Origin of the sequence: Burkholderia sp. MSHR3999, assembly GCF_000833595.1 — a bacterium.
GTDB lineage: Bacteria > Pseudomonadota > Gammaproteobacteria > Burkholderiales > Burkholderiaceae > Burkholderia > Burkholderia ubonensis.
In genome coordinates, this window is sequence record NZ_JRFO01000005.1 from 479,788 (window position 1) to 506,637 (window position 26,850).

At 65.9% G+C, this 26,850-nt stretch carries 19 protein-coding genes and 3 pseudogenes; 3 read left to right on the forward strand and 19 right to left on the reverse strand.

The window, feature by feature from the left end; translation table 11 throughout:
* Positions 1–2: 2 nt before the first annotated feature.
* The 6 genes from KY49_RS15820 to KY49_RS15845 all read right to left on the reverse strand — a co-directional run bounded on the left by KY49_RS15820 (position 3) and on the right by KY49_RS15845 (position 8,263).
* Entirely contained in the window at positions 3–2,981 is a 2,979-nt protein-coding gene (locus KY49_RS15820) for a molybdopterin-dependent oxidoreductase (RefSeq protein ID WP_042585567.1), read from the reverse strand.
* 54 nt (positions 2,982–3,035) lie between these two features.
* Positions 3,036–3,773, reverse strand: a complete 738-nt coding sequence (locus KY49_RS15825; protein WP_042585841.1) for an OmpW/AlkL family protein — start codon at positions 3,771–3,773, stop codon at positions 3,036–3,038.
* Between the two features lie 114 nt (positions 3,774–3,887).
* The gene (locus KY49_RS15830) at positions 3,888–5,882 is read right to left on the reverse strand and encodes an acyl-CoA synthetase (protein WP_042585568.1); all 1,995 of its coding nucleotides are present in this window, start codon (positions 5,880–5,882) and stop codon (positions 3,888–3,890) included.
* Entirely contained in the window at positions 5,879–6,835 is a 957-nt protein-coding gene (locus tag KY49_RS15835) for a fumarylacetoacetate hydrolase family protein (RefSeq protein ID WP_042585569.1), read from the reverse strand. Before KY49_RS15835 ends, KY49_RS15830 begins: the two co-directional genes overlap by 4 nt.
* A gap of 36 nt (positions 6,836–6,871) precedes the next feature.
* On the reverse strand, positions 6,872–7,942 hold the full coding sequence (locus tag KY49_RS15840; RefSeq protein WP_042585570.1) for a VOC family protein: 1,071 nt from the start codon (positions 7,940–7,942) through the stop codon (positions 6,872–6,874).
* 12 nt (positions 7,943–7,954) lie between these two features.
* Positions 7,955–8,263, reverse strand: a complete 309-nt coding sequence (locus KY49_RS15845; RefSeq protein ID WP_042585571.1) for a hypothetical protein — start codon at positions 8,261–8,263, stop codon at positions 7,955–7,957.
* 149 nt (positions 8,264–8,412) lie between these two features.
* On the opposite strand from KY49_RS15845, the gene KY49_RS15850 reads away from it, so the two are divergent.
* Positions 8,413–9,162 (forward strand): TetR/AcrR family transcriptional regulator, encoded by a 750-nt coding sequence (locus KY49_RS15850; protein ID WP_042585572.1) that lies wholly within the window; start codon positions 8,413–8,415, stop codon positions 9,160–9,162.
* 55 nt (positions 9,163–9,217) lie between these two features.
* Here KY49_RS15850 and KY49_RS15855 read toward each other — a convergent pair whose 3' ends face one another.
* The 7 genes and pseudogenes from KY49_RS15855 to KY49_RS15885 form a co-directional block, all read right to left on the reverse strand.
* Complete coding sequence (locus KY49_RS15855) at positions 9,218–9,796, reverse strand: TetR/AcrR family transcriptional regulator (protein ID WP_231636433.1); 579 nt, start codon at positions 9,794–9,796, stop codon at positions 9,218–9,220.
* Positions 9,797–9,805: 9 nt separating this feature from the next.
* The gene (locus KY49_RS15860) at positions 9,806–10,507 is read right to left on the reverse strand and encodes a PqiC family protein (RefSeq protein ID WP_042585574.1); all 702 of its coding nucleotides are present in this window, start codon (positions 10,505–10,507) and stop codon (positions 9,806–9,808) included.
* Complete coding sequence (locus KY49_RS15865) at positions 10,504–12,099, reverse strand: PqiB family protein (protein ID WP_042585575.1); 1,596 nt, start codon at positions 12,097–12,099, stop codon at positions 10,504–10,506. Before KY49_RS15865 ends, KY49_RS15860 begins: the two co-directional genes overlap by 4 nt.
* A gap of 39 nt (positions 12,100–12,138) precedes the next feature.
* The gene (locus KY49_RS15870; RefSeq protein ID WP_042585576.1) at positions 12,139–13,473 is read right to left on the reverse strand and encodes a paraquat-inducible protein A; all 1,335 of its coding nucleotides are present in this window, start codon (positions 13,471–13,473) and stop codon (positions 12,139–12,141) included.
* Between the two features lie 129 nt (positions 13,474–13,602).
* Positions 13,603–15,069 (reverse strand): efflux transporter outer membrane subunit, encoded by a 1,467-nt coding sequence (locus KY49_RS15875; RefSeq protein ID WP_042585842.1) that lies wholly within the window; start codon positions 15,067–15,069, stop codon positions 13,603–13,605.
* Positions 15,069–18,241: pseudogene (locus tag KY49_RS15880) on the reverse strand (efflux RND transporter permease subunit). The gene KY49_RS15875 and the pseudogene KY49_RS15880 overlap by 1 nt, the downstream one beginning before the upstream one ends.
* Positions 18,238–19,404 carry an efflux RND transporter periplasmic adaptor subunit gene (locus tag KY49_RS15885; RefSeq protein ID WP_042585577.1) on the reverse strand — a complete coding sequence of 389 codons (1,167 nt, stop codon included), beginning with the start codon at positions 19,402–19,404 and terminating at the stop codon, positions 18,238–18,240. The pseudogene KY49_RS15880 and the gene KY49_RS15885 overlap by 4 nt, the downstream one beginning before the upstream one ends.
* Before the next feature lie 342 nt (positions 19,405–19,746).
* On the opposite strand from KY49_RS15885, the gene KY49_RS15890 reads away from it, so the two are divergent.
* Positions 19,747–20,511 (forward strand): TetR/AcrR family transcriptional regulator, encoded by a 765-nt coding sequence (locus KY49_RS15890; RefSeq protein WP_442854627.1) that lies wholly within the window; start codon positions 19,747–19,749, stop codon positions 20,509–20,511.
* A 147-nt stretch (positions 20,512–20,658) separates the two neighbouring features.
* Here KY49_RS15890 and KY49_RS39010 read toward each other — a convergent pair.
* The 5 genes and pseudogenes from KY49_RS39010 to KY49_RS15905 all read right to left on the reverse strand — a co-directional run.
* Positions 20,659–20,799: pseudogene (locus KY49_RS39010) on the reverse strand (LysR family transcriptional regulator); the annotation flags it as partial.
* A gap of 88 nt (positions 20,800–20,887) precedes the next feature.
* The gene (locus KY49_RS15895; protein ID WP_231636434.1) at positions 20,888–21,718 is read right to left on the reverse strand and encodes an alpha/beta hydrolase; all 831 of its coding nucleotides are present in this window, start codon (positions 21,716–21,718) and stop codon (positions 20,888–20,890) included.
* A gap of 243 nt (positions 21,719–21,961) precedes the next feature.
* Positions 21,962–22,576, reverse strand: a complete 615-nt coding sequence (locus KY49_RS38150; RefSeq protein ID WP_042585845.1) for a nitroreductase family protein — start codon at positions 22,574–22,576, stop codon at positions 21,962–21,964.
* 207 nt (positions 22,577–22,783) lie between these two features.
* Positions 22,784–23,008, reverse strand: a pseudogene (locus tag KY49_RS38155) (DoxX family protein); the annotation flags it as partial.
* Between the two features lie 182 nt (positions 23,009–23,190).
* Entirely contained in the window at positions 23,191–24,177 is a 987-nt protein-coding gene (locus KY49_RS15905) for a zinc-binding dehydrogenase (RefSeq protein ID WP_042585846.1), read from the reverse strand.
* A 232-nt stretch (positions 24,178–24,409) separates the two neighbouring features.
* On the opposite strand from KY49_RS15905, the gene KY49_RS15910 reads away from it, so the two are divergent.
* On the forward strand, positions 24,410–25,300 hold the full coding sequence (locus KY49_RS15910) for a LysR family transcriptional regulator (RefSeq protein ID WP_042585578.1): 891 nt from the start codon (positions 24,410–24,412) through the stop codon (positions 25,298–25,300).
* Between the two features lie 94 nt (positions 25,301–25,394).
* Here the strand turns inward: KY49_RS15910 and KY49_RS15915 are convergent, their stop codons facing one another.
* Positions 25,395–26,720: a kelch repeat-containing protein gene (locus tag KY49_RS15915; RefSeq protein WP_197083582.1), complete on the reverse strand. Its 1,326-nt coding sequence runs from the start codon at positions 26,718–26,720 to the stop codon at positions 25,395–25,397.
* Positions 26,721–26,850 lie beyond the last annotated feature (130 nt).

The following is a 26,850-nucleotide window of genomic DNA, read 5'->3' on the forward strand; positions in this document are numbered from 1 at the left end:
CCTCACGCTGCGCGACCGAGCATGAACGCCTCGGCACCGCGCCATTTCTCGACCTGCACCAGGCAGGAGTTCGGGCTCATGCTGCTGGTGCCGGAGGTCTGCGGCCGGTCGGGGGTAAGCATGTTCATGCAACCGCCAATCTCGACTTGCTCGCCATCGATTTCGATCAGCTGAAATTCAGCGCTCGCCTCGTAGGATTTCACCACGCCGGCGTTCACCAGGGGCGAGACATCGGCCGCACAGATCACGGCGCCGCGATCGTTGTGTACTTTGACGAGATCGCGATGCGCAATGCGTCGAATGGCGGCGTCAGCCGGATTGAGCCTCAGGAGCCAGAACCGGTGCCCCGCGATCAGCGCGCGATGATCGTCGATGCCGTTCACCGCAGAATTTTTTCCGTCGCAATGGGTATGAAAGCTGTAGCGACTGTGGGTGGCGATCAACTGCAGCGGGTAGCGCCGAGCCAGGTCCGAGCGCAGACCCTCCCAGGAGGGGATATATCGGTTGAGCGGTGGCCGATCGGGATTGTCCGCAGTGTGTCGCTTCAGCAACTCGGGCACGAACTCCAGCTTGCCGCTCGGCGTCTGCAGCCCCTTGCCGAACCGTTCCGAGAACTGTGACGGCAGCGGATGAGGTTCCGGCAGGTCCTTCTTCCTGTCTTGCGCATACCAACGCATGTCCACGGGATGACGCAGCTCGAGCTTTTCGGGCGGCACGACGAAATAGCCCTTGCGGCAAAATTCGCGCCACGAAACGTGATCGGGCAGATCCGACGAGTCGAAGACGCGCTTGACCCAGTCGAGATCGCCACAGCCTTCGGTGAAAACGCCACCCAGGCCCAACCGGGTCAGGATGGCAGTGAAGATGTCGTAGTCGGAGCGGGACTCGCCCAAGGGTTCGATGCACTTGTGCTGCAGCGTCAGCATGCGATGGTTGACCGTGCCATACCCATGGTGGGCGTAGCCACCCGAATTCGCCCATTCTCCAATGTCCCAACGCTCCAGCGAAGTGCACGCGGGCAGGATGATGTCGGCGAACTGGGCTTCGCCTTCCATCCAGATCGACTGATTGACGACGAACTCGATGCTCGAGTGCCGGTAGGCCTCCGTCCAGCGCCCGGAATTCGTCACGGTACTGAACGCGGATCCGCCGTAGCGATAGATCATGTGGATCGGCGAATAGCCGGGCATCGGGTAGGTGAACGGCGCAAACTGGGCTTCCTGGGACATGCCGTCCCAGAGATAACCGGTGGCGTGACCGTTGAGAATCGCATCGGGCATCTGCTGTCGCGGCACCATCTGCTTGACGGGATTCATGGTCAGGATATGCGGCATGCGCTGGTAGTTGTCCACCGCATTGGCGGTCCACGCCAGGTCGCCTGAAATGCCGCCGTCCGCGTAGCCAGGGAAGTAGAACTGGAGATCGTGCGGGACGCCGATTTCGAGGCAGCCGAAATTCACCCCCGGCTTGCCCCAGCCCTGCATGGACATCATCATGATCATGCAGCGCGCCCATTGCGCCCCGGTCGCCCCGCGGCCCGCGCCACCGAATCCCGCGCCGGTCATCCCGGCGGCGAGATGAACCTTTTTCTTGCCCCATAGGCGGGCAAGTGCGCGGGCATCCTTGGCCGGCACGCCGGTCTCGCCCTCCTGCCACTCTGGAGTCTTGGGGATACCGTCGGTTTCGCCCAGAAGGTAGGCTTTCCAATCGTCGAAACCGGTCGTGCGCGTCGCGACGTAATCCTTGTCGTAAAGGCCCTCCACGGTCCAGACGTACATGATGGCGGTAGCCAGGGCGGCATCGGTTTGCGGCCGGATCGGGATCCAGCGGCCGCCCAGCAGCTGTGCGGTGGGATTGCAGTGCGGGTCGATGTGAACGAACTCGATGCCGAGCTCCTTGGCCCACAGGCGGCGTGGGGTTCCCTCGAATCCTGCGTAGGCCCCGTTGGTACTTTCGGGGTCGCAGGACCAGAAGACGATCATTTCGGCTTCCTTGAGACCATCCTCGAGGCCGCCATAGCCGGAGGGCACGCCGACGCGCATCGAGTTGCCGAAATGATGCATGGCGCCCCAGTACCAGCCTTCCCAACTGTCCGGATTCGCGGCGACCCGGGTGAAGCCGATCAGGTTGGCGAATCGCGTCAGCGCGCTGAGGTAGTAGCCGACGTTGCCCCACTGGTGGTGGGACGACATCGGGAAAGTGATGGAACCGGGGCCGTGGACACGCTTCTGCCGGTTGATCTCCCTGGCGACGATGTCCAGGGCCTCGTCCCAGCTGATACGCACATAGCCGGACTTGCCCCGGTTCTGTGGATTGCGCTCGCCGTCCGGGTCGAAGTCGACCCGTTTCATCGGGTGAAGGATGCGCTTGTCGGAGTAGACCAGCGACTTCAGGGTCAACGCGTGGGGCGCGACCAGTCCACGCCGTGGCGGGCTGAAGCGGCGTCCACGTGCCTCGATCACCCAACTTGACGCATCCGTATCGTCCAGCTCGATGGGCGTCACGCGGACGATGCGGCCATCCTTGACGTAGACGAACAGGGGCCCGCCATTGGTACAGGTCGTGTAGCGCCGGGTGCCGTCGCACATGGGCGTGCCCATCGTCAGGCCGACGGTGCGCATCATGTTCAGGGTTTGCATGAGCCAAACCAGGAGTTCGTCCTCGCCCTCGGTGACCACCTTGAAGTTCTTGGCGGCGTGGACGATTTCGCCCTGGTCCGGGCTCGGGGAAAGGAACTTCAGGGCGGTGGCGACGTCCTTGAAGGCCATGCGCACGTCGGGCCGCGGATGCTTGCCGGCGCGCGACCGAATACGGCCATTCCTGAACTCGATGGCGCGACCGATGCTTTGATCCATGAGCCCGATCCACGCGACGAGATTGCGCTCCTCGAGGCGATCGCGATAGGCGGGGAAGCGGCGCGCCGTCAGGTCCAGAACCTTGGGCAATGCAAAAAGAATGGTCTTGAGAGCCTGTCGTTTCATCGTTCGATCCAAAGTATTGCTTCCATGCGGGGGGCTGGCATCGGGTCGCACCCGCTAGAACGTATAAGCGACGTTCAGGAAAACGTTGACGGGGTGGAGTCGGAGCGTCGATGTGGAAACGATCTGCGTCCCGGTCGCGGTCTGTCCGTATAACGTGAGGTGGGTCTTCACCGGCATGTAGCCGACGGAAGCACCGACAGACCAATGTTTTGTCATCGCGTAACTCGCCCCGAGCTCGAACACCGGGTTCCACGATGAACTGAGTGTCGCGCGCGCCGAGCCACCCGGCCCAAAGCTGTCGGAGACGAACTGGCGATTGGTCGCCCGAACCTGGGTGAACCACGTGTAGTTGACGCCAAGCCCTACGTACGGACGAAATTTCGATGCAGCGGAAAACAGGTGATATCGAAGTTCGATGGCGGGCGGCATCGGCCTTGTCGTGCCGAGGGTGCCATACTTCTGCAACGTCCCGTCACCGACCAGATTGACTTTCAGTGGCAGTCCAAACAGCATGGCGACACCAACGTTGTCGGTGACGTAGTACTCGGTGGTGATTCCCATCGTATCCGTCGAGCTGGCATGCGCCCCGGTACCAGCCATTTGCTGATTCACCGATACGCCGCCCACACTTTGCACGGTCAGGGGCGTCGCGTTGCCCTGCGGCGAGATGTGCAGCCATCCAACCGATGTAGTGATGCTTCCGGCCGTCTGCGCATCTGCATGGTCGGCAAGTGCAGCCGTGCAGATACAAGCCGCCACGCCTGCAAAATGCATCGTTCGCGTGAAATTCATTTTTGTCTCCTCTGTCTCTGTCCGATTCAGGAACTGCATCTAATTTGGATGCCTTATCGATCATGACGAGCCGCTCTCGAAGTTTTTGTTGTCGCGGCTAGTCTCGCGCCTCCGTCACCGCGGATCTGTTTCCGTCGGACCGGGCGATCGAATTGGTTTCGCGGCGAACGAAATTGAGAACGCAAACGAAAAACGCCCCAGCACGAAGCGCGCCGCGGTCTCGAGCCCGGGATCGCTCAGCTCGACCGAGACCGACAACCCGCCGGAATCACTGGTCGAGACGTTGACCGATGCGCCGGGAGCTCCGCCCTGGTCCAATGCCGCGCGGAGTGCGTCACTCGTCTCTCGGCGCTTGAGTTCCGGTTTGAATATCTTGCCGACGCCGGTGAGCGGGATCGCTTCGACGATTCGGACATGCTTGGGCAGGGCGGCGCGTTCAGCGATTTCCTGCTGCATGAACACTTCCAGATCGTGTTCGGTAGCGGTCGTACCCGGCTTGAGCTGAACGTACGCGACCGGCAACTCACCGGCATATGCATCGGGGCGCCCGATCGCCGCTGCGATCTGGACCGCCGGGTGTCGATGCAGCGGTTCCTCGATCGTCGCCGGGTCGATATTGTGTCCGCCGCGGATGATCAACTCCTTCTTGCGGCCGGTCAGCCAGAAGTAACCGTCGCTGTCGCAGCGGCCGAGGTCGCCGGTGTTGAGCCAGCGCTTGCCGTCGCCGAGGTCGAGCCACAGGGCCTTGTTCTGGTCGGGACGCGTATAGCCGGTGAAGACGTTCGGCCCGGAGATGACGAGCAGCCCCTCCTCGTTGGCTGCGCAGTCGCGCAGATACCGTCCCGCATCGTCCACGACGACTGCCTTCATCGCCTGGAAGGGGATGCGAAGCCCGATCGATCCCAGCCGACGCTCGCCGGTCGGCGGGTTGACGCTGCTCACGCACGTTCCTTCAGTCAGGCCGTAACCTTCGAGAATCCGGATGCCCGTTTTTTCCTGGAAGGCCCTGAAGACGCCGACCGGCATCGGCGCGGCACCGCACAGGCCGTATTCGAGCGAGTCGATGACATGATCGTCGGCAGGAACGTCGAGCAGCGAAGCATAAAGCGTCGGGACGCCACTGAAGAAATTGATGTGATGATGTTCGACGATTTCCCAGAAACGCTTGACGACGCCGTCGCCTCGGTAACCCTGCGGTGTGCCGAGCACGACATGGGCGCCGCGCGAGAAGGGCAGGAGGCCGGTCACCATCGCGGCGTTGACGTGAAAGAGCGGCAAGCCGCAAAAAGTCGCTTTGCCGGGGCCGATACTGTCGCCGAAGAACCGCCCGGCGCTCCATGCATTCGCCACTTCGTTGCCGTGGCTACGCATCGCGATTTTCGGCAACCCGGTGGTTCCACCGGTACAGAAGAAGGAGGACATGTCGCCGGGTCGAATGCGGCGCGCATTGTCGAGCGCTGTACCGGATTCCCGCGCGATTGCCGTACCGAAGTCGTGGATCTGGATGTGCGCAGGCACCGCGCTGCGCAAACCGCCATCGCCGTACAGCCGCGCACACGCGTCGTGCTGGAGCGTGCGTGCCGCCGGCTGCGCCATGCCCCGCACGCGATCGGCCGGATCGACCAGCACGAGATGCCGCAGCGGCTCGACCTCATGAAGGATATCCGCGACTTTTTGCCAGAGATCGGTCCCGGGAAATGGCGCAAGCGTCACGATTATGCTGGCACCGGCCGCTTTGAGCAGATTGCCTATCGCTTCGCCTTCGAGGAGCGGATTGATCGCGCAGACGATGCCGGCCGCTTGCCCGCCCCAGATCACGAAATGCGTTTCGGGAAGATTGGGCAGCACATAAGCGATCACCGAATGCGAGCTCACGCCGAGGCGCGTGAACATGTTGGCCGTGCGCGTGATGTCACGAACCAGCTCGCGATAGGTCCAGCACTCGGCGTCGCGGTGCGCGTCGGCGGTCATGAAAAAGGAGAGGGCGGGGGCGGACGGATCGATGGCCGCACCGGCGCAGATCATCTCGTATGTGCTGGTCGGAAGGTCGGACGGAAGGCCCTGCGCTTCGATCGCCAGCACGTCGTTCCGGGTCGCGATGCCGTTCATGCTGCTTCGTCCACGATCTCGTTACGTTGCACGCCCAGATCGATCGTTCCATCGCGGCTCGCGATCCGGGCTTCGACGATATCTCCGGCCTTCAGATACTGCGCGCGTCCTGCCTGCACCTTCATGAACATCTTCCACTTGACGGATTCGGGAAAAAGCGCGACAGCTCGCTGCTTGAGCGGCGACGGGATGCTGAGTGCGCAGCCGGCCGGCGTGCCGGTCGCGAGCAGGTCGCCGGCGCGAAGGTCGTGCACGCCCGACAATTCGGTCAACGTCTCCGCTGGACCATAGACGAGGTTCGATGTCGAGTCCTGCTGGCGCACCGCGCCGTTGACGGTCAACGTCAGGTCGAGCGCCTTCAGCTTCGGGAAGTCATGCCGCTCGAGCAGGCACAGATATGGGCCGACCGGGCCAAACGTCCGGAAGCTCTTGCCCTTGTAGAACTGCATCTGCGGGATCTGGACATCGCGCGCGGAATAGTCGTTGACGATCACGGTGCCGGCGACATAGTCGTGCAGGTTCGCGTCCGTGATCTGCTGGTGAGACGTGATGTCGCGTTTGAGGATGAGGCCGAGCTCGATTTCGTAGTCGAGAAACCGGACGTGCCGCGGTTTCACGACCTGTGAGTCGGCGGCGACGATGCAGCTCGTCGCCTTCGTGAAGATCATGTTGAACTTTTTCGCGTCAGGATCCATGCCCGATTCGATCATGTGCCGACGATAATTCGCACCCTGGCAAACGAATTGCTGGTTGGCTGTCACCGGTGGCAGCCACTCCACGTCCGACTCCGGAATCGTCGATCCGTCTAGCGTGACGAGTCGTTCAACCGGATTCGCCGCGAGAAAGCTCGCGGTCGTCTCGAAGTCGCCGGGAATCGGCGTGACGGCGCCATTGGCGACCACACCCCATTGGGCGCGGCCATGATGCCGGAAGTGCAGGACATGCAGTGACATGAATGGTCTCTCGTGAGTCGAATGGGCGGTTGGGGATCAGGCGAACAGCTTCGCCAGGGTCAGCAGCTTGCTGACCGTCAGATCGGGACTGCGGCGCAGGTTGCGAAACAGCGCCGCGAGGCTCGACGGCGTGAGCCGGGGCTTCGTGAAGCTGCGCGGCATCGTCGGGCCCCACTGCGCCATCGCTTCGCGGCTGACCGCGTGCACGCCCGTCGGCTCGTCGGCCGTGAACAGGTCGCCGTCGCAATAGTGTTCGTGCTTGTCGCCCCACGGGTCCTGCCAATAGTCGAAGATCTGGCTGCCGAGAATGTGCCGGCCGATGCCCCACGCGTGCGCCCACCCGTTGTCGCGGAGCATGCGCTGGCCCATGCCGACCGCATCGGCGTCGACCAGTTCGTACGCGCTGTGGCTATACGTCGGCACGAACCCTTGGGCGAGCGCGAGCGTATGGTGGTCGGCCGGCCTGTCGCCGAGATCGAGCCGCATGAACGCAACCGCAGGTGAGCCGTCCGGCAGCACCTGGACATCGCTGGGAATGAACCCGAAATGCCGCGTGTACCACGCGCAGGTTTCCTGGTAGTCGGCGAGCTCGAGCACGACGTGTCCGAGCCGAATGACCTCGGGCGCGCTCGCCGGCGGCCGCTGCGTTTCGTTGATCCGCACGGGCGTGTCGACCGAGTTGAACGGGAGCGGAGCGCGATGCGGCAACGTGTCGGCCAGTGTCTGGCCCGCAATCGCGTCGACCCGAAAACCCGACGGATCGACGAGCCGCACCCGGAGGCCGCCGCCGGGCCAATCCGATGCCTCGACCTCCGACGCGCCAGGGACCTTGGCGAGCGCCTCCAGATCGGCTCGGCTGTCGACCCGCAATCCGAAGCCGACGAAGCGGGCCTTCGGCGCGAGGCGAACGACGTAACAGAAGTGTGCGGCGCCCGTTCCGCGCAGCAGCAACAGCGTGTCGTCACGCAGCACCGTTCGGAGGCCGAAGTCGTTCAGAAAGTGCTCTGCCTCGTCGAGATCGGGGCGATCGAAGATCAGATAGGCGAGCGCCGATGCCTTCGTTGTAGGGTGAGGATGGCGAGCCGGTTGTGGGGTGGTCAGCTTCATGGCGGATGACAATCAGGCAGATCGAATGGCAATCGCGAAGGCAGGCGCCGTCGCATCGAGGGGCTTGCCGCGCAACGGCAGGCATGCAATCTCACCGTCGCACGACGTCACTGGCCGGACCATGAAAGTCGCGAGGTCGATCGTCGATTTCGCATCGGAGCGGCGCTCCCCGTCGCCGGTGCCGAGACTGGCCGACAAATGGCCCGATGCGGCGCCGACTGGCCTGAATCCTGCGATCAGTACACCGAGCATCGAAGGCAGCCCACGCTCCGGCGACGAGAGCGAGCTGTCGTGAATGGACGCGCTGGCGCCCGTGTGCATGTATGTCTCCACCGTATCTCCATTCGTCGTTCGATCGGTTCATCAGGCCGTGTTCCGCCGCCTTTGGTGACATTAAAGTCATAGATGATGACTTTGTCAATATAGACATTTGAATCTATACTTGGGCACGAACAAGGATCGGAAACGTCATGACGAATACACCGAGTCGCCGGACACCAAAGCGCTCCGCTCCGGAGGCAACCAGTCCCGCGGTCGCCGAAGAGCGCGAGCCGCGTGGCGCGCGCCGCAAGCGGGAGACCCGTGCCCGCCTGCTGGACGCCGCGCTCAGACTGATGGCGGAGAAGGGCATGGAAGGCGTCGCCATCAACGAAATCACCGAGGCCGCCGACGTCGGCTTTGGCTCGTTCTACAACCACTTCGAATCGAAGGAGGCGATCTACGCGACCCTCGTCGAATCGGTATTCGAGGAGTTCGCGGATTCGCTCGATCGCTTGGCCAGCGGCTTGTCCGACCCGGCGGAAATCATTTCCGTCTCGGTGCGGCATACGCTGATGCGCGCGCGGCGCGAGCCGGTGTGGGGACACTTCCTGATACGCGAGGGCTTTTCGGCGCGCGTCCTGACGCTGGGCCTGGGTCAGCGCCTGCTGCGGGATATCAAGCGCGGCATCGCCGAGAAGCGCTTCGTGGTCGACGACCCATTCATAGGCTTCCTTTCGGTTGGCGGTACGGTGCTGACCGCAATTGCCGCCGAGCTCAACTTCGTCGCTCCGGGCGCACCGGCGGCCGGTGTCCTCAAGGAACTCGGCTTCAGCGGAGAGCATTTTCCGGAACGCACGGCGGCGACGCTGCTGCATACGCTGGGGCTTAAGCGTGCGGAAGCCGAGAAGATCGCAAGCCGGCCGCTGCCGGTCGTGGAAGCGGCCGAGACGGCACGGTGACGCCATGAGCCCGGCGTGCGCCGCTCAGCCTGCGCACGCATCGCGGTGTCCTGGGTCAGCTCTTCGGGCCGTGCGTACTACGCAACAGCGCAACGCCGAGCACCGCCGCCCATTCGGCCGACGATGGCATGCGCTCCGGGGTGTCTGCCGCGCCGCTCGCCGCAGTCGGTAGCGCCGGCTCAGCGTGCAGCCGGTCGACGATCTGCCGTATCCCGGCATCGCGCAGCGCGTACAGGTGCACCTCGACCCACAGCGGGAAACATTCCCAGCCGGCGGCGATGTCCGCGGAGTCGACTGCGCGGGAGCCCCGGTGCTTGTGCGCTGCAGGCCGCATCTTTATCAGTAATCGCGGGCGGTCGCGGCGCAGGATCTCGATCAACAGCTCGCGCTTGTGCCCGAAGTTCGCATAGAACGCGCCGCGCGTATAGCCCGCGCGCTCGACGATATGCTCGACGGTCGTATCGGCGAAGCCCTTCGCGATGAAGCATTCGCGAGCGGCGGCAATGAGCCGTTCGCGTGTGTCGAGCCGGCGCTGCATGCGGGTGGGGCGGGCAGGTTTCATCCGGTGCTGTCCGTGCGGTGGAAATGGCTGAAGCGGCGCAATATCGCGCCGCGCGAAATGTCGCGTCGTCACGGCGCCGATTCAATCGTCGAGCGCGTCCGGCGCGCCGCGATCGACGGCGGGGGGCGCGATCGGGCGCCCGAGTGCGCCCGCGCGGCAATCGGCCGGCGGCGCGGCGTGCGCGGCCGCCGCGCGAATGGCCGCGGCGATCCCGAGCGCGAGCGCATCGAGCGCGCGACGATGCGCGTCGACGAGTGCATCGTCGCCCGTCGACGCGCCGGACCGAACGATGCTGCGGCACGTCAGTGCCGGCTGTCCGGACCCGGAACTCACACTCCACGTCGCGTCGAGCAGCACGTGCGACGCCGGCCACGATTCGACCCGCTGGACGTCCACCGCGACCCGGTAGACGGGCGCGCCGTCCGGGTGGGCGACGCGGTGAACATCGATCGTGCCGAGCCGGGACGCGACGCGCGTCGACAGTCCGCCGCGCATCTCGTCGCCGAGCGGCGCGGCCCAGCGCTCCTGCTCCAGGATGTCGGTCCGATCGGGGCCGCGTTGCACGACGAGCCGGTTGCCGTCCGCCGGCGCCGCGACGTGCACGCCCTGGATGTCGATCAGCCAGGCAGGATGCGAGGCGGCGGCTTCGCCACCCGCATCGTCCGCCGCCGCGAGGGTATGGAAGCGCACGGGCGGCGACGCGCACGCGCTCAGCACCGCGAGTGCGACGCACGTCGCGATGCGCGCCGGCAGACGGAGGCGACCAAACGAACGCGCTTTCATTGCCGGTCTCCCTTCTTGCCGAACAGCAGCGATTCGGGATGACGTTCCAGATAGTCCGCAAGCGCGTTCAACGACTGGAGCGTATGCGTAAGCGACTGCATCGCCTCATGTACGTCCGACTGCATCGGCGAATCCTGCCGCAATGTCGACTCTGCCGCGTTGAACGTGCGTTGCGCGGCGGCCAGCGTGTCGCGCGCCTGCGGGACGACCTGCTCGTCGAGGTGGCCGAACAACTGGTTCGCATGCGCGAGCGCGCCGTTCAGATTGTTGCCGATCCGGTCGAACGGAACCTGATCGAGCTTGCGCGCGATGTCGGCGATCTGCACCTGCAGTTCGTCGAGCGTGTTGGGCACGGTCGGCAGCTCCACCGGCGTGCGGCGCGCGTCCACGCTCGCGCGCGGCGCCTTCGGGAACATGTCGAGCGCCACGTAGAGCTGACCGGTCAGCAGGCTGCCGGTGCGCAACTGCCCGCGCAGCCCCTGGAGCACCAGGTGCTCGAGCAGTTCGTGGCCGCCGGCCGTATCGGGCGCGGGCAGCGCCGTATCGCTGTGTCGGCTCAGTCGCGACGGATAAAGCGCCATCGTGACCTTCATGCTGAAGTTGCGCGTGTGTTCGTTGTACTCGATCCCGAAGTTCGTGACCTGACCGAGCACGATGCCCCGCAGATCGACCGGCGCGCCGACCGACAGCCCGCGCAGCGACTGGTCGAAGCGCATGACGACCATCAGCGGCGTGCCGTCGGGGTCGCGCATCGCGTCGGCTTCGTCGGGGGCGAGCCGGAACGGCGCGTTGTCGGCTGCCTGCGGCGCGTCCGTTTGCCCGGGCGGCGACTGAAACGCGAGACCGCCGACGATCACCGTCGCCAGCGACTGCGTGTTGAGTTTCAGGCCGCTCGAATCGAGCCGAAGATCGACGCCGCTTGCGTGCCACCAGCGCGTATTGACGCTGACGTACTTGTCGTAGGGCGCCTTCACGAACGCCTGCACGTCGACGCCGGTACCGTCCTTGTCGAGCGAGAAGCCGACGACCTGACCGACCTGCAGATGCCGATAGAACACGGGCGAGCCGATGTCGATCGAGCCGAGCGAGTCGCCGTGCAGCAGGTAGCGTCGGCCCTGCTGGTCCGCGGTGACGGCAGGCGGCGTCTCGAGGCCGGTGAAATCGGTCTGTTTCTGCGGCGAGCGGCCGAGATCCGCGCCGATGAATGCGCCGGAGAGCAGCGTGCCGAGGCCGGAAATGCCGGTGGCGCCGACGCGCGGTCGAACGACCCAGAAGCGTGTGTCGCGGTTCGCGAAGCCCGCGGCGTCGCGCGTCAGTTGAATGCTGACGACCACGCGCTTGAAGTCGGGAGTGAGCGTGATGGTCTGGACGGAGCCGATATCGACGTCCTTGTAGCGGACCTTGGTCTTGCCGGCTTCGAGGCCCTCGGCGTTGGCGAACGTGACCGTGATCGTCGGGCCGTTGGCGGCGACGGTCCGGATCACGAGCGACAGCCCGATCAGTGCGCAAACGAGCGGCACGATCCAGACGAGAGACGGGATCCAGCGGCTGCGCGGCCGGATCTCGGGTGGCGGTAAATCGAACGGATGCATCGTTTTGAAATTCGAAGTAAAACGGGCGCTTGCGCCGGTTCAGGGTTGGTGATGGGCGGCGACCGGGCGCGGCGCACCGTCCCAGATGAGCCGCGGATCGAACTGCATCGACGCGCACATGGTCAGCACGACCACGGCGCCGAACGCGAGCACTCCGGGGCCGGGCGTGATGTCGGCGAACGAGCCGAAATGCACGAGCGCGATCGTGAGCGCGACGACGAATACGTCGAGCATCGACCAGCGGCCCACGCGCTCGACCAGCCGATGCAGCCGGGCTCGTTCGAGCGGCCGCCATTGCATGCCGCGATGGGCGGCGATCGCCTGAAATGCAAGGATCGCGAGCTTGAGCATTGGCACGAGCACGCTCGCGATGAACACGATGACGGCGAGCGCCCAGTCGCCGGACGTCCAGAAATACGCGATGCCGCCGAGGATCGTGTCGTCCTCGGCTCGGCCGAGCGACGTCGCATGCATGACGGGCAGCAGGTTCGCCGGGATGTAGAGCAACGCAGCGGCGGCGACGAGCGCGCCCGTGCGGGCGGCGCTGTGCGGGCGGCGCGCGTGCAGCGGCGATCCGCAGCGTGTACAGTGCTGGCCGCATGTGTGTGCCGGCTGCACGCGCGAGCAGAGGTGACAGGCGATCCATCCCGCGGCGCGGGCCGTCATGCCCGCCGATCCGCTGCCTTCCGTTGCCCGGGGCGCCGCTTGTCGCGCCGTGTCGGGGCGAGGCGGTTTCGTATGGTCGGCGTCGCCCGGCTGCAGTGCGACGAGTTCGTCGTGCGCTGCCCACAGTCGGGCCGGTTCGATCGTCGACAGCAGGCAGAGCATCATCGTAAGCCCTGCGAACGCGAATAGCGCGGGCCCGGCGAGCACGTGCGCGAGGTTCGTCAGTTTGACGATCGTGATGAGTACGCCGAGCATCAGCACCTCGACCATGCTCCACGGCCGCAATCGGTGTACGCCGTGCAGCACTTGTGAGAAGTGGCGCGGCACGCGGCCCGCGCGCAACGGCACGAGCAGGTATAGCCATGCAGCCAGCTCCAGCAACGGGAACAGCATCGTCGTGCAGAACACGAGCGCGGCCACCACCGGCTGACCGTTCGACCCTAGCGCGAGCACCGCGTCGCCGAGCGTCGCGTGCGACGCGATGCCGGCCGCATCGAGCGCGACGATCGGAAAGGCCTGCGCGACACAACACGTCACCAGCGCGGCGACCGTCAATGCGCACAGCCGGTCGAGCGAGCGGCGGCCGTGCGCCGCGCCGCTCACGCGAGCGCGGCATCTCGGGCAGTGTGCCGCCAGCGCGCGCAGGCGCGGCGGACGCTGAAGCAGCAGGTCGCATTCGTGGCAGGCGACCAGGTTGTCGGATTTCATCGGGACTCGATCATGCGGGTAATGAAGGCCCGGCGCCGCGCGAGGCGCGGTACGCCGGGCATCGGGCTTCGAGCTTGCGGACCGGCGCGGCCCGAACGCGCGCGGCCGGTCCATCGACGCAAGCAGCGGCTATTGCCGGGCCGCGACCGTCGTGCCGGACTCGGGCGGCAGTTCGCCCATTGCCTGCAGCAGCGCCGCCGTATCGGTCATCCGTCGGCTCGCGGCACGCACCGCATCGAGCTCCGCGTTCAGATAGAGCTGCTCGCTCGACCGTTGCGCGGACATCGGAACGGCACCCAATGAGCGGCGTTGCGCCGTTTCGTGGAAGGCCTCGCCGGCCGCGCGCGCCGCGAGTTCGTTCGCGGCCAGCGCTTGCGCGTCGTTGTCCAGCGCGGCGAGCGAATCGGCGACGTCGCCGAAAGCGGACAGCACCGCCGCCTTGTACTGCAGCACTGCGGCGTCGTACGCGTCGCGCGACGCCCGCCGGTGAGCCAGCAGCGCACCGCCGTGGAAGATCGGCTGCGACAGCCCGGCGCCGACGGCCCACAGCCCGCCCGCGCCCGACAGCAGCGCTGGCCAGCTGAAGCCGCCGCGCCCCATCGTCGCCGTGAGCGACAGGCTCGGGAACAACTGGGCGGTCGCCTCGCCGACGTCCGCCGATGCGGCCTTCACGGCTGCCGCGGCCGCGCGGATGTCAGGGCGTGCCTTCAGCAGGTCGGACGGCACGACCACGGGCACGTGTTCCGGCAGCGACAGCCCGGTGAAGGAGGGGACCGGCGGCGGCGTATCGGGCGTGCGGCCCAGCAGGATCGCCAGCGCGTGAACCGCGCTCGCACGTTGCTGGCGCAGCGTCGGCAGCGTCGCGGCAAGCGACGCCGCACCCTGCGTCGACGCCAGCGCCTGCACGTGGGACACCGCGCCGAGCGCGTAACGCTGCTGGTCCTCGAGTGCGGATGCCTCGGCGACGTCGACCTGGCGCTCCGTCAGCATGATCTGGCGGTCGAGCGTCGCGGCGCGGATGGCGGTGCCGACGATGTTGGCCGCCAGCGCGCGCCTTGCTGCTTCGAGCTCGCAACCGCGCGCGTCGACGCGCGCGGCGCTCGCGTCGTTCGCATATCGCGTGGCGCCGAACAGGTCGAAGGTGTAATGCGCCTGCAGTTGTCCGACGAACACGTTGTAGCGCAGGCTTTGCGCGCCTGCGCCGGAGATGTCCGGCGTGCGCGTGCGGGCCGCCTGCGCGTTCGCGTCGATCGACGGCAGCGTCGATGCGCCGATCTGCGCGCGCAGTTCCTCCTGCGCGGCGGCGAGCGTCTTTTCCGCCGCGGCCAGCGTCGGGTTTGCGCGCAGGCCTTCGTCGACCAGCGCGTCGAGCGCGCTGGAGCGATACAGGCGCCACCATTGCGGGACGGGCGCGGCGCCGACGTCGAATTGCTGCGCGACGCCTGCCGCTTCGGCGGTACGCGGCGCCTGAGGCGTCGCGCCGTAGTGCGCCGGCGACGGCATCGCGGGCGGCGTGCTGCTCGGGGCCATTGCACAGCCGCTCAGGCCGAGCGCTGCGCTCGCGGCGAGCACCGATGTGATACGGGGGAAATTCATCAGCATGTCTCCGAGGACGCGACGTCCATCGCGCGCGACTCGCGTTCGTCGCTGCGCACCTTGAAGCACGTCGCATAGAGGGCCGGCAGGAAGAAGATGGTCAGCACCGTCGCGATCGTGATGCCGCCCATCAGCGCGGTGGCCATCGGGCCAAAGAAGCCGGAACGCAACAGCGGAATCAGCGCGAACACGGCGGCGGCGGCCGTCAGCATGATCGGCCGGAAGCGGCGCACGGTCGCGCCCACGATCGCGGTGAAGCGTGGCTGCCCGGCCGCGATGTCCTGGTCGATTTGATCGACCAGGATCACGGAATTGCGCATGATGATCCCGAACATCGCGATCACGCCGAGCAGCGCGACGAAGCCGAACGGCTTACCGAACAGCAGCAGCGCCGCGACCACGCCGATCAGGCCGAGCGGGGCCGTCAGCACGACGATGAAGGTGCGCGAGAAGCGCTTGAGCTGGATCATCAGCAGCGTCAGCACCGCGATGATCATGAGCGGCATCTGCGCGTTGATCGACGTCTGGCCCTTCATGCTCTCCTCGGCTGCACCGCCGATCTCGATCCGGTAACCGGCCGGCAGCGTGGCGCGCAGCGTCGCCATGGCGCTGTCGATGTCGCGCGTCACGCCGATGCTCGGCGCTTCGCCACGCACGTCGGCCTGCACCGTGACGGTCGGCTGGCGGTCGCGTTCCCAGATCACGCCGTATTCGAGCGTGTCGCGCACGTGGCCGATCGTGCCGAGCTGCACCGGGCCGTGCGGCGTCGGGATCGCCAGGCCGGCGAGCCTGGACGGGTCGATGCGTTCGCTCTTCGGCGCACGCAGGTCGACGTCGATCAGCTTGTCGCGCTCGCGATACTGCGTGACCGTATAGCCGGACAGCGTCATCGCGAGAAAGCCCGACACGTCTTCCGACGTCACGCCGAGCTGGCGTGCCTTCAGTTGATCGATTTCGAACGACACCGACCGCTCCGCCGGCTCGTCCCAGTCGAACTGCACGTTGCGCGTGCGGGCATCGGCGCGCACCTTGTCCGCCACTTTTTCGGCGATGCCGCGAACGGTCGCGATGTCGTCGCCGCTCACGCGGAACTTGATCGGAAAGCCGACGGGCGGCCCGTTTTCGAGGCGCGCGACGCGCGTGCGCACGGTCGGGAAGCGGCTTGCAAGCGTCGATTCGAGCCAATGCGACAAGCGCTCGCGCGATTCGACGTCCTTGGCCGTGATCACGAACTGCGCGAAGTTCGGCTGCTGGAGCTGCTGGTCGAGCGGCAGGTAGAAGCGCGGCGCACCGGTGCCGACGAAATCGACGACGTGATCGATTTCCGGCCGGCCGTCGAGCACCTTCTCGAGCCGCTTGGCCTCACGCAGTGTCGCGTCGAACGAAGCGCCTTCGGGCAGGCGCATGTCGACCAGCAGTTCCGGCCGCTCCGAATTCGGGAAAAACTGCTGCGGCACGCGCGTGAATGCCGCCATCGCGATCGCAAACAGCACGGCCGTCACGCCGAGCACGACCCAGCGGCGCTCGATGCAGGCCGAGATCCATCCGGAAAGCCGCCGGTAAAAGCCCGTCTCGTATACGTCCGGCCCATGGGCGGAACCGTCGTGATGCTGCTGCTCGGGCAGCATGTGGTAGCCGAGCAGCGGCACCAGCACGACGGCGGCGAACCACGACACGATCAGCGAGATCGCGGACACCTCGAAGATCGATCGCGTGTATTCGCCGGTGCTCGATTTCGCGAGCGCGATCGGCAGGAAGCCCGATACCGTGACGAGCGTGCCGGTCAGCATCGGGAACGCCGTGCTCGTGTAGGCGAAGGCCGCCGCGCGCGCGCGCGGCTCCAGCCCTGCTCGAGCTTCACCGCCATCATTTCGACGGCGATGATCGCATCGTCCACCAGCAGCCCGAGCGCGAGCACCAGCGTGCCGAGCGACACCTTGTCGAGGCCGATGCCGAACGCGTGCATGCACAGCGCCGTCACGGCGAGCACGATCGGAATCGTGATGACGACGACCATGCCGGTGCGCAGGCCCAGCGACACGAGGCTGACGACGAGCACGATCGCGACGGCTTCGCCGACCGCTTCGACGAAGTCGTCCACCGAGTGCTTGACGGCATGCGGCATGCTCGACACCGCGGTCAGCTTCAGTCCGGCCGGCAAACCGGCCTGCAGCTCGGCTGCCTTCGCGTCGAGCGCCTTGCCGAGGTCGATCACGTCACCGCCTTTTTGCATCGTGACGCCGATGCCGAGCACCGCGTGACCGTTCGTACGCATCTGCGTGACGGGCGGATCGTCGTAGCCGCGCGTGACCTTCGCGACGTCGCCGAGCCGGAACGTCCGGCCGTTCACCGTGATCAGCATGTCGGCGAGCGCCCGCGTGTCCTTGAACGCGCCGCTCGGCCGCACGAACACGCGATCGTCCGCTGTCGTGATCGTGCCGACCGGCGCGACGGCATTTTGCGCGTCGATGGCCTGCGCGAGCTGCTGCGGCGTGATCGCGAGCCGCGTCAGCTGCGCGTTCGAGATCTCGATGAATACGTGCTGGGCGGGGTCGCCGAAGTAGTCGACCTTCGCGACGCCCGGCACGCGCAACAGCACGGTGCGCAGCTTGTCCGCGTAATCGTGCAGTTGCGCGGGCGAGTAGCCGTCGCCTTCGAGCGCATAGATGTTGGTATAGACGTCGCCGAATTCGTCGTTGAAGAACGGGCCGACGGCGCCCTTCGGCAGCGTCGCCCGGATGTCGCCGACCTTCTTGCGCACCTGGTACCAGGTTTCCGGCACCTGGTCGACCGGCGCGGAATCCTTCATCGCAAAGAAGATCATCGACTCGCCGGGGCGCGAATAGCTCTTGATGTTGTCGACGTAAGGTGCGGCCTGGAGCTGGCGGCCGATCCGGTCCGTGACCTGATCCTGCACTTCGCGCGCCGTGGCGCCCGGCCAATAGGTCTGGATCACCATGGTGCGGAACGTGAACGGCGGGTCCTCCGATTGCGCGAGGCGCGTATAGCCGATCACGCCGAAGATCGTCGCGAGGCCGATCAGGAAGATCACCAGCTGCTGATGCTTCAGCGCCCATGCGGAGAGATTGAAACGGCCCTCGTCGCGCGACGCGGCATCGGCTTGCGCGCCGTGACCGCCGTCGTTCGAATGCCTGTGTTCCGGAGCGTTCATGACGTGAAGTCCTCCGCATGCAGCGGCGGCACCACGCGCACGTGCTGGCCGGCGCTGACCGTATGGACGCCTTGCATCACGACGCGCTCTTCGTCCGCGAGGCCCGACGTGACGGTGATCGTGCGCTCGTCGTAGCGTCCGACCGACACAGGGCGCAGTTCCAGCGTGTCGCTGCCTTTGCGAACGACCCAGACCGCCGGCGCTTCGCCGCGATGAAAGAGCGCCGTGGCCGGCAGTGTGATCGCACGGTCCGCGGCGGCGTCGGCGGCGCCGTCGAACGTTACGCTGGCGGTCATGCCGGAGCGGACGTCCGGGCCCGGCGAGAGCAAGGTCAGCTTCACGCGCCAGGTGCGGCTCTGCGGATCGGCGGCCGCCGCGACTTCGCGCACGCGTGCGTCGAGCACCTTGCCCGGCAGCGCCGTCAGGCTGACGTGCGCGGTGCGGCCGACCGAGAGATCGCGCAGATCGCGCTCCGAGACGTCGCAGACGATGTCGAGGTCGCCGCTCCAGTCCAGATGAAACACCGCCTGGCCGGGCTCGACGTTCTGCCCGGTATCGGCATCCTCCGACGTGATGACGCCGTCGTGATCCGCGACTAGCGTCGCGTAGCGCAGGTGATCTTCCGCGAGCCCTATTTGTGCGAGCGCGGAATCGCGTTGCGCGACCGCCGATGCATACGCGTCCTGCGTTGTCTCGAGCTGCGCGGGCGCGATCAGGTTGGCCTGAGCCTGGGCGCGGTCGCGATCCAGTTGTTGCTTCGCGTAGACGACGCGATGCTCGGCGGCATCGAGCTGTGCGCGCGCGTTCAGCAAAGTGTTGCGCAGATCGGCCGGATCGAGCATCGCGAGGGCCTGGCCGGCCTTGACGGCGTCGCCGATTCTCACGCGCCGCTCGACGATCTTGCCGCCGACCCGGAACGACAACGGCGTCGAATATCGCGCCTGAACCTGCGCGGGCAGCACGCGCTGCACTGCGCCGTTGTCCGCATGAACCGGCAGCGCGACCACCGGCTGCAGTTCGGGCGCGGGGGCCTCGTGCGAGTGGCACGCCGTGAGGAGAATCGCACAGCAGGCGAACGCGATCGGGGCTCGCCGAAGCGGCGGCGCGATGCGTGTCAGAAACGGGCGCGTTGAAGTCCGCGCGTCAAGACCGGGTGATTTCACGATGTTTCCAAGACAAGTGAGGGGCCAACTGAAAAGGGTTCGGCGACCACGGCGGGTCGCCCCGGTTTATGCAGGCGCGCGCGAGCGTCTCCGCCGACGGTGCGCCTGACGATCAATCAGTAATCCGACGTTTGCGGTGCAGTTCGTTCCGATTGCCGACATGGCACGGCTTGCGCACGGCGATGGCCGCCGAGCGTGCCGACAGGGCCGTCCGCACGTCACCGACGCTCGCTGGCGTGGGTCCGGCACAGTGTCTGGACAGGAACCGGTTCTGCGATTTTCGAGATTAGACTCATAACTGATAATGTTGTCAAGTATGAGCGAGCAATCTAGAATTGCGCCATGCAGAAAATTCTTTTGGAAAGGGAAGGCGCGCTCGTGGACGACAAGCCGGTCCGGCCGCGTCGCCCGAACGCGTCAGCGGGCGAAGCGGAACAGCGCCAGCCGCGCGGTGCCCGGCGCAAGCAGGCGACACGTATGCGCTTGCTGCGGGCGGCGTTCGGCCTGATGGCGGAAAAAGGCAGGGACAACGTCGCGATCAGCGAGATCACCGAGGCGGCGGATGTGGGGTTCGGCTCGTTTTACTACCACTTCGAATCGAAGGACGGCATCTTCGCCGCGCTGACGGAGTGGGTGTTCGACGATTTCGCGGACGGGCTCGAGCGTCTTGCGAGCGGTTTGTCGGATCCGGCCGAGGTCGTGTCGGTCTGCGTGCGTCACACGCTGTTGCGCGCGCGCCACGAGCGGCTCTGGGGACGGTTCCTGATACGGGAGGGCTTTTCTGCGCGTGCGCTCGATCACGGGCTGGGCCGGCGTTTGCGGCGGGACAGCGAGCGCGGAATCGCGGCACGCCGCTTCGTCGTCGGCGATCCGTTCATGAGCGTGCTCGCGATGACGGGGACGATCCTGGCGGCGATCGCGGCGGAGTCCTACGCGGCCGACACGGCTGCGGGCGGGGCGAGGAAGCCGGTGGGAGACGAGGGCCGGCTTCCCGAGCGGGCCGCGGCGATGGTATTGCAGACGCTCGGCCTGACGCGCGCCGAGGCAAAGGACGTGGCGAACCGACCATTGCCGCCCGGCGATTTCACCGCCGCGGAGAGCAGTTGACGGTTGGTTGCCGCCGACGCAGGTCCGGCTGATCCAGTTGGGCAACGAAGGCGGTACCACCAGGTGTGCCCTTGATTTCCATGCATTTTTCCGGTCAGCCGCCTTTAAGCCTAGTAAGGCTTTGCCTTGCGGCCCCAAATTGAGCAACGTGCAACCGAGACGCTTCTCGAGCTGCTGGACGCGTTGGCTGACGATCGACTTGGCCGTGCCGAGGCGGCGCGCGGCTTCGGAAAAGCTGCCCGACTCGACGACGGCCACGAAAGTGCTCATATCGGAGAACTTGTTCATTGCATCCTTCGCGGCGGGATCGCCGGCCGTGCGCGTCCTGTCGCACGCAGGCGCGTCGCCGGCCGGACAGGCGGATTACAGCGGCGGATTACCGCGACGCCGTCCGTTCCCCGAGAAAGCGGATTCCGTCGTCCAGCGCAGCTTCGCCCCGCGAATGATTCGCCTTGTCCTTGAAGAACTGGATGAAGCCGTGCGCCTGTCCTTCGTAGACGACGACGGACGCATCCACGCCTGCTGCTTTCAGGCTGTTTGCGTAGGCGACGTTCTCGTCGCGCAACGGATCGAGCTGGCCGACCTGGATCAGCGCCGGCGGCAGGCCGGCATGATCGCCCAGCATCGGGGAAAGCAGCGGCGCGTACGGGCTCGTTTCCGGCGGCACATAGCTCGCGAGCACATTGCGCATCACTTCCCGCGTGGGAAAGTAGGCGTCGCCCAGCTCGGCCCAAGAGGCCGTATCCAGCTTGTTGCTCACGGACGGGTACATCAGCCATTGCGCAACCGGTCGAAGGCCGCCGTGATCGCGGGCGAGCATGGCGGTCGCCGCCGAAAGCGTCGCACCGGCGCTGTCGCCGCAGAGCACGATCCGCTCGGCGTCGCCGCCCAATTCGTCGGCGTGGGCGGCCGTCCATTGAAGCACGGCGTAGACGTCCTCGAGACCTGCCGGAAACGGAAATTCGGGCGCCAGTCGATAGTCGACGGCAATCACGAGCGCGCGAGCGCGGCCGGCGATCGCGCGCACGAGCACGTCGTGTGTATCCAAATCGCCGGATACGAAGCCGCCGCCGTGCGCGAACAACACGATCGGAAGCCGCTCGTACGCACGCACATCGGTCGGCCAATAGATGCGCACCGGGATGTTCCGGGAAGGTCGACCGGCGGGCACATCGATCGCGAGCACCTTGCCGACCGGGTCGGGCACGCCGGCAGACGGAATCATCGCGCGATAGGACGTTCGCATGTCCTTGGCGAACGCGGATGTGTGGTCGGTGACCCGATGGGTCGCGGCGGCGGCCGGTTCGACGATTCGATGCGGCGCCAGGATGCCGAAAAGCGAATGGCTGACGAGTTTCCACGGAAACATGCATGCACTCCCAATCTTGCTGTTTGAATACGTTCGTCGTCACCCGGGCCGCGCACGTCACGTGTGGCCCGGGTGAATCCTTCACGCGAAGGTCAACACTTCGGTCACCGGCTTGCGCGGCTTTTGCGGCCAGTTGCCCGGCGCCGGATAGCCGACCGTGACGAGCATGACGGGAACGTCGGTCGGTTCGAGGTTGAATGCTTCGGCCACGCCGTGCGGATCGAAGCCGATCATCGGGCCGGAGACGAGGCCCAGATCCTGCGCGGCGAGCATGAGCGTCATCGCCGCCAGCGAACCCGAGCGAATCGCTTCGTCGCGCTGGAACGTCTGGTTGTTCTTGTACATGTTCTGCGCCGCGCCCACCCAGCCCTTGTAGACGGCCTCGTCGATGATGCCGGCGTCCAGCGTCGGCTTCAACGCGGTGGCCAGCGTCAGATGCGGATCGAGCGTGCCGCACACGATGAACGTGACGGCGGCCTCCGCGACCTTCTGCTGCCCGTAAGCGAGCGGCAGCAGGCGTGCCTTGGCCGCGTCGCTGCGAACGGCGACGAACTTCCAGTTCTGCAGGTTGAACGCGGACGGCGCGCGGGTGGCGAGATCGATCAGATGGCCGATCTGTTCTTCCGACACCGTGCGGCCGGTGTCGTAGCGATTCGCGGAAACACGCGACTTGATCACTTCAGCAATATTCGACACTTGAGCATTCCTCTCTTCATTGCGTGGGACAACGGGATGACCGGCGACGCGGCCGTCGCGGTGCTCATCGAGCGCACCGCGTTTCGCGTCCAGGCTGAAACGGCCGGCGCCGACGCTTGCCAGAAGCAGGAAGCCCCCGGCCATGGCGACGTTCTTGAGGAACATGACCATCTGCGTCTGGTCCGCGAACTGGTTGTGGAACAGCACGCCGGTCACGAGGCAAAAGGCGGCGAGCAGCCCAGCCACGATGCGGACGCGATATCCGAGGGCGATCAGCAGGCCGGTTCCGATCTCGAAGATCACGGTCGGAACGAACAGGAGGCCCGGCACGTGGTTGGCCTCCATGTAGCCGCGGATCGCATCCGGGGCGGCGAGCTTCGACAGGCCGGAAAGCAGGAAGATCAGCGCAAGAAAAATTCGCGCGATCAGCATCGCCGCCGGCTGATATCGGGCGATGCCTGTCGTGGGCAGGGAAATACCTGTCTAGGCGTTCGAGTTCATGTTGGACTCCTATGGTTTTGATGGAATTGAAAGGTCGATGCGAGGTGATGATGGAGATCCGGATTCAGCCGGCCTGGCCGGGCAGGTCGCGCTTCATCGCGGCGGGTGAGTCGTCAGACGGACACGACGATCTTGCCCAGGGCCCGATTGCTTTCCATCAGGCAGTGGGCGCGGCGCAGTTCATCGAAGTCGAAGGTGTGCGTGCGTAGCGAAGGCATGCGGCCGTCGGCCGTGGCGCGCGCGATCTCGAGCAGCGGCACGGCCGACGCCGGCAGCGCCGTCGTGCCGAACATGCCGGACGAGAAGAAGCCGAGACGCACACCATCCGGCAGCTCGCGCATCGGATGAAAATGCTCGAGCGCCGCGCCGCCGTGCATGCCGACGACGCTCGCCGTGCCGAACGCGCGCAAGGTGCGAAGGGAATCCCGCAGCGTGCTGGCGCCCACGGCTTCCAGTACGGCGTCGACGCCGGACGGAAACGCTTTCCTGACGGTCGGCGCAATCTGCCCGTCGTCGACCAGCGCAAGATCGGCGCCGACGTCGCGCATCCGTTGCAAATGGGCTTGCGCGCGGCTGGTGGCAATGACCGTGAGGCCGCGGTATTTCGCATAGGCGATGGCCGCGAGCCCGACCGACGACGTGCCGCCGCGAACCAGCAGCGTTTGGCCGGAGCGGATCACCAGCATCCTGTCGAGCGCGCCGGCCACGGTGACATAGGCTTCCGGCAACGCGGCCAGTTCTTCCCACGATAGCGCCGCGTCGGGCACGGCGACGACGTTGCCGCGCGGCACGACGACTTGCTCCGCGTAGCTGCCCGGCCGCGTGAATTGCAGGCCGCCCATCGCGGTCGCGACGGCCTGTCCGGTTCGAAACTGGCCGGCGGGATCGTTCAGCACTTCGCCGACGGCTTCGATGCCCGGCACGCGAGGCTGATCGCCCAGCGGCCCGAGGTTGCCCGAGCGAAGATAGGTTTCGGCGCGGTTGAGCCCGAACGCGCGAACGCGAATCCGGACTTCGTCGTCGCCGGGATTCCGAATCGGGATGTCCTGCAACTGCAGGACGTCCGGGCCGCCGAAGCATTCAATGACATAGGCCTTCACGAGCACTCCAGATGCACGTCGGGCGCACGCGACGCGATCGCCGTAACGGGCGTCTGTATCTTGACGCCGGACGGAATCCGCTTCCACATGCACTGCCCGAAGTGCGACAAGTTGCGTTATGACGGCGCATCCGGCAGACGATGGCCATCGAATGCCAGACATTCTGGGTGATTCAAATCTGGAATGTAACTGGCTAGAATGGAAACATTGCTTTCATTTTTGGTAGGCTGAATTGGATCTCAACGATGTGCGGATATTCGTGGGCGTCGTGCAGACGGGCAGTCTTTCCGGTGCCGCGGCGCGGCTGGAAATGCCGTTGCCGACGGTCAGCCGCCGGATTCGCGCGCTCGAGAAGCAACTGCGGGTGCAGTTGCTGGAGCGTACCGCGCGCGGCACCAAGCTGACCGAAGCGGGAACCCGGCTCTACGAGCACGCCAGCCGCGGCGTCGAAATACTCGCCGAGGGCGAGCAGGCCGTGGTCAGCGATCAGGCTCGGCTGAAAGGGCGGTTGCGCTTGTCGTTACCGCCTGCATTCGAGGCGTGGTGGGATCTGTTGTCGGCGTTCCGGAAGCGGTATCCGGATATCGACTTGCATGTCTATTCGACCGAGCGTCGAGTCGATCTGATCGAAGACGGAATCGATGTCGCACTGCGCATCGGAGCGATCTCGCACGAAGCGATGGTGGCGCGCCGGTTACTGTCCTACCGGCACGTGCTGGTCGCCAGTCCGGGCTTGCTCGACACATTGGGTACGCCGGCGGCGCCGGACGACCTGCACCGGTTCCCGTGCGCGGTCTGGAGCACCGGTGCGAATTTCAATCGAGGGTGGCGTTTGGGCGAGCAGACGTTCGAACCCGCCGCCGTCTTGTCCACCAATGACTATTCGCACTTGCGCAGCCGCGCGATATCCGGCGAGGTGGTCACGGAGCTGCCGCCATTTCTCGCTGCCGAGCCGATCCGGCAGGGGAGGTTGACGGTATTGCTTCCCGGCCATCCGCTGCCCGAACAGCAGGTCAACCTGCTGTATCCATCGCATCGGCATCCGTCTGCGCTGGTTCGCGCGTATCTCGAGTTTTGCCAGTCGCAGGTTGCGTGGCTTGAAAGTGCCTGTGCCGTTGATTAGCCAGGCGTTTGACGTGATGCGCGGGCATGCCCCGGCCGCTGTTTGCTTACTTGAATCGTCCGCCGGTTTGTGCGGACGATGCGCCATTTCGCGGTTACGGCTCGTATAGCTCCGCCGAAGACAGGTTGTTGCCGTTGGCACCCCCCGCGACCAGCACCTTGCCGCCGTGCAGCAGCGTCGCGGTGTGGTTGTAACGTGGCGTAGTCATCCCGCCGGTGGCCGACCAGGTGCCGGTGCTCGGGTCGTACAGTTCCGCGGAGGAACGGCCGTTTCCGGGGCCGTTGACGCCTCCCGCGACCAGCACCTTTCCGGTGGGCAGCAGCGTCGCGGTGTGGTCGTAACGCGGTTCGGCCATGCTGCCCGTGGCCGACCACATGCCGGTGTTCGGGTCATACAGCTCAGTAGAAAATTCGGCCGCACCTTGCTTGTTGCGTCCGCCCGTGACCAGTACCTTGCCGCCCGGCAGCAGGGTCGCGGTGTGGCCCAGCCTCGCGATGCCCATGTTGCCGGTGGCCGACCATGTGCCCGTTTTCGGGTCGTACAGCTCCGCTGAATTCGGATTGAGGAGCGCACCTCCGGCGACCAGTACCTTGCCGTCGGGCAGCAGCGTCGCGGTGTGGTTGGCGCGCGCCGAGGCCATGCTGCCGGTCGCGGACCACGTGCCGGTGCCCGGGTCGTACAACTCCGCCGCAGACAGGAGGCCGGTGAACGTGTTGAAGCCCCCCGCGACCAGCACCTTGCCGTTGGGCAGCGGTGTCGCGGTATGGTAATAGCGCGGTGCAGCCATGCTGCCGGTAACCGACCATGTGCCGGTCTCCGGGTCGTACAATTCCGCTGACATCTGAGCGCCGTTGTTGGCGCCCCCGGCGACCAGCACCTGGCCGGAGGGCAGCAGTGTCGCGGTGTGGTCGTAACGTGGCGTGGCCATGCTGCCGGTGGCCGACCAGGCGCCACTGTTCAGGTCGTACAATTCCGCTGGAGATTTGCCGTCGAGGTAGTCGACACCCCCCACGACCAGCGTCTTGCCGTTGGCTAACGGCGTCGCGGTGTGCTCCGCCCGCGGGATGGCCATGTTGCCGGCGGGTATGAATTTACCCGCTGACACGACCGTTATGTTCACGATGGTCGAGACCGTTCCCGCGCTGTTGGTGCCGGTGACGGTATAGGACGCCGTGTCCGTCGCCGAGATGGGCGTGCCGGAGATTACGCCCGTGGCCGGATCGAGATTCAGGCCGGCCGGCAACGCCGGCTTCACGCTGTACTGCGTGATCGCACCGCCGCCGCTCGGTGAGTTGGGTTCGATCGACTGACCCACCGGGTACACCGCCGAGCCGTGGCTGTAGATCAGCCCGGCTGGAATGACACTCGTCCCGTTGACTCCGCCGCCACACCCGGTCAGCATGGCGCCGAGCAACCACATAGTGACAAGTGCGCCCCACGAGCGCTTGCGATCCGCTGCGATGGATCGCAAGCCGACTAATCTGCACAACATGTAATTTCCTCTACGGAGTTCTCTCCCGCTACGGCCCAGGACGGGCGAAGCAATATTG

Coding starts and splice junctions, on each gene's coding strand:
- KY49_RS15890 (WP_442854627.1), top strand. CDS start 19,747: ATGCAGAAAATTCTTTTGGAAAGGGAAGGCGCGCTCGTGGACGACAAG.
- KY49_RS15865 (WP_042585575.1), bottom strand. CDS start 12,099: ATGCATCCGTTCGATTTACCGCCACCCGAGATCCGGCCGCGCAGCCGC.
- KY49_RS15835 (WP_042585569.1), bottom strand. CDS start 6,835: ATGTCACTGCATGTCCTGCACTTCCGGCATCATGGCCGCGCCCAATGG.
- KY49_RS15845 (WP_042585571.1), bottom strand. CDS start 8,263: ATGCACACGGGCGCCAGCGCGTCCATTCACGACAGCTCGCTCTCGTCG.
- KY49_RS15915 (WP_197083582.1), bottom strand. CDS start 26,720: ATGTGGTTGCTCGGCGCCATGCTGACCGGGTGTGGCGGCGGAGTCAAC.
- KY49_RS15860 (WP_042585574.1), bottom strand. CDS start 10,507: ATGAAAGCGCGTTCGTTTGGTCGCCTCCGTCTGCCGGCGCGCATCGCG.
- KY49_RS15820 (WP_042585567.1), bottom strand. CDS start 2,981: ATGAAACGACAGGCTCTCAAGACCATTCTTTTTGCATTGCCCAAGGTT.
- KY49_RS15875 (WP_042585842.1), bottom strand. CDS start 15,069: ATGAATTTCCCCCGTATCACATCGGTGCTCGCCGCGAGCGCAGCGCTC.
- KY49_RS15840 (WP_042585570.1), bottom strand. CDS start 7,942: ATGAAGCTGACCACCCCACAACCGGCTCGCCATCCTCACCCTACAACG.
- KY49_RS15850 (WP_042585572.1), top strand. CDS start 8,413: ATGACGAATACACCGAGTCGCCGGACACCAAAGCGCTCCGCTCCGGAG.
- KY49_RS15825 (WP_042585841.1), bottom strand. CDS start 3,773: ATGAATTTCACGCGAACGATGCATTTTGCAGGCGTGGCGGCTTGTATC.
- KY49_RS15830 (WP_042585568.1), bottom strand. CDS start 5,882: ATGAACGGCATCGCGACCCGGAACGACGTGCTGGCGATCGAAGCGCAG.
- KY49_RS15870 (WP_042585576.1), bottom strand. CDS start 13,473: ATGAAATCCGACAACCTGGTCGCCTGCCACGAATGCGACCTGCTGCTT.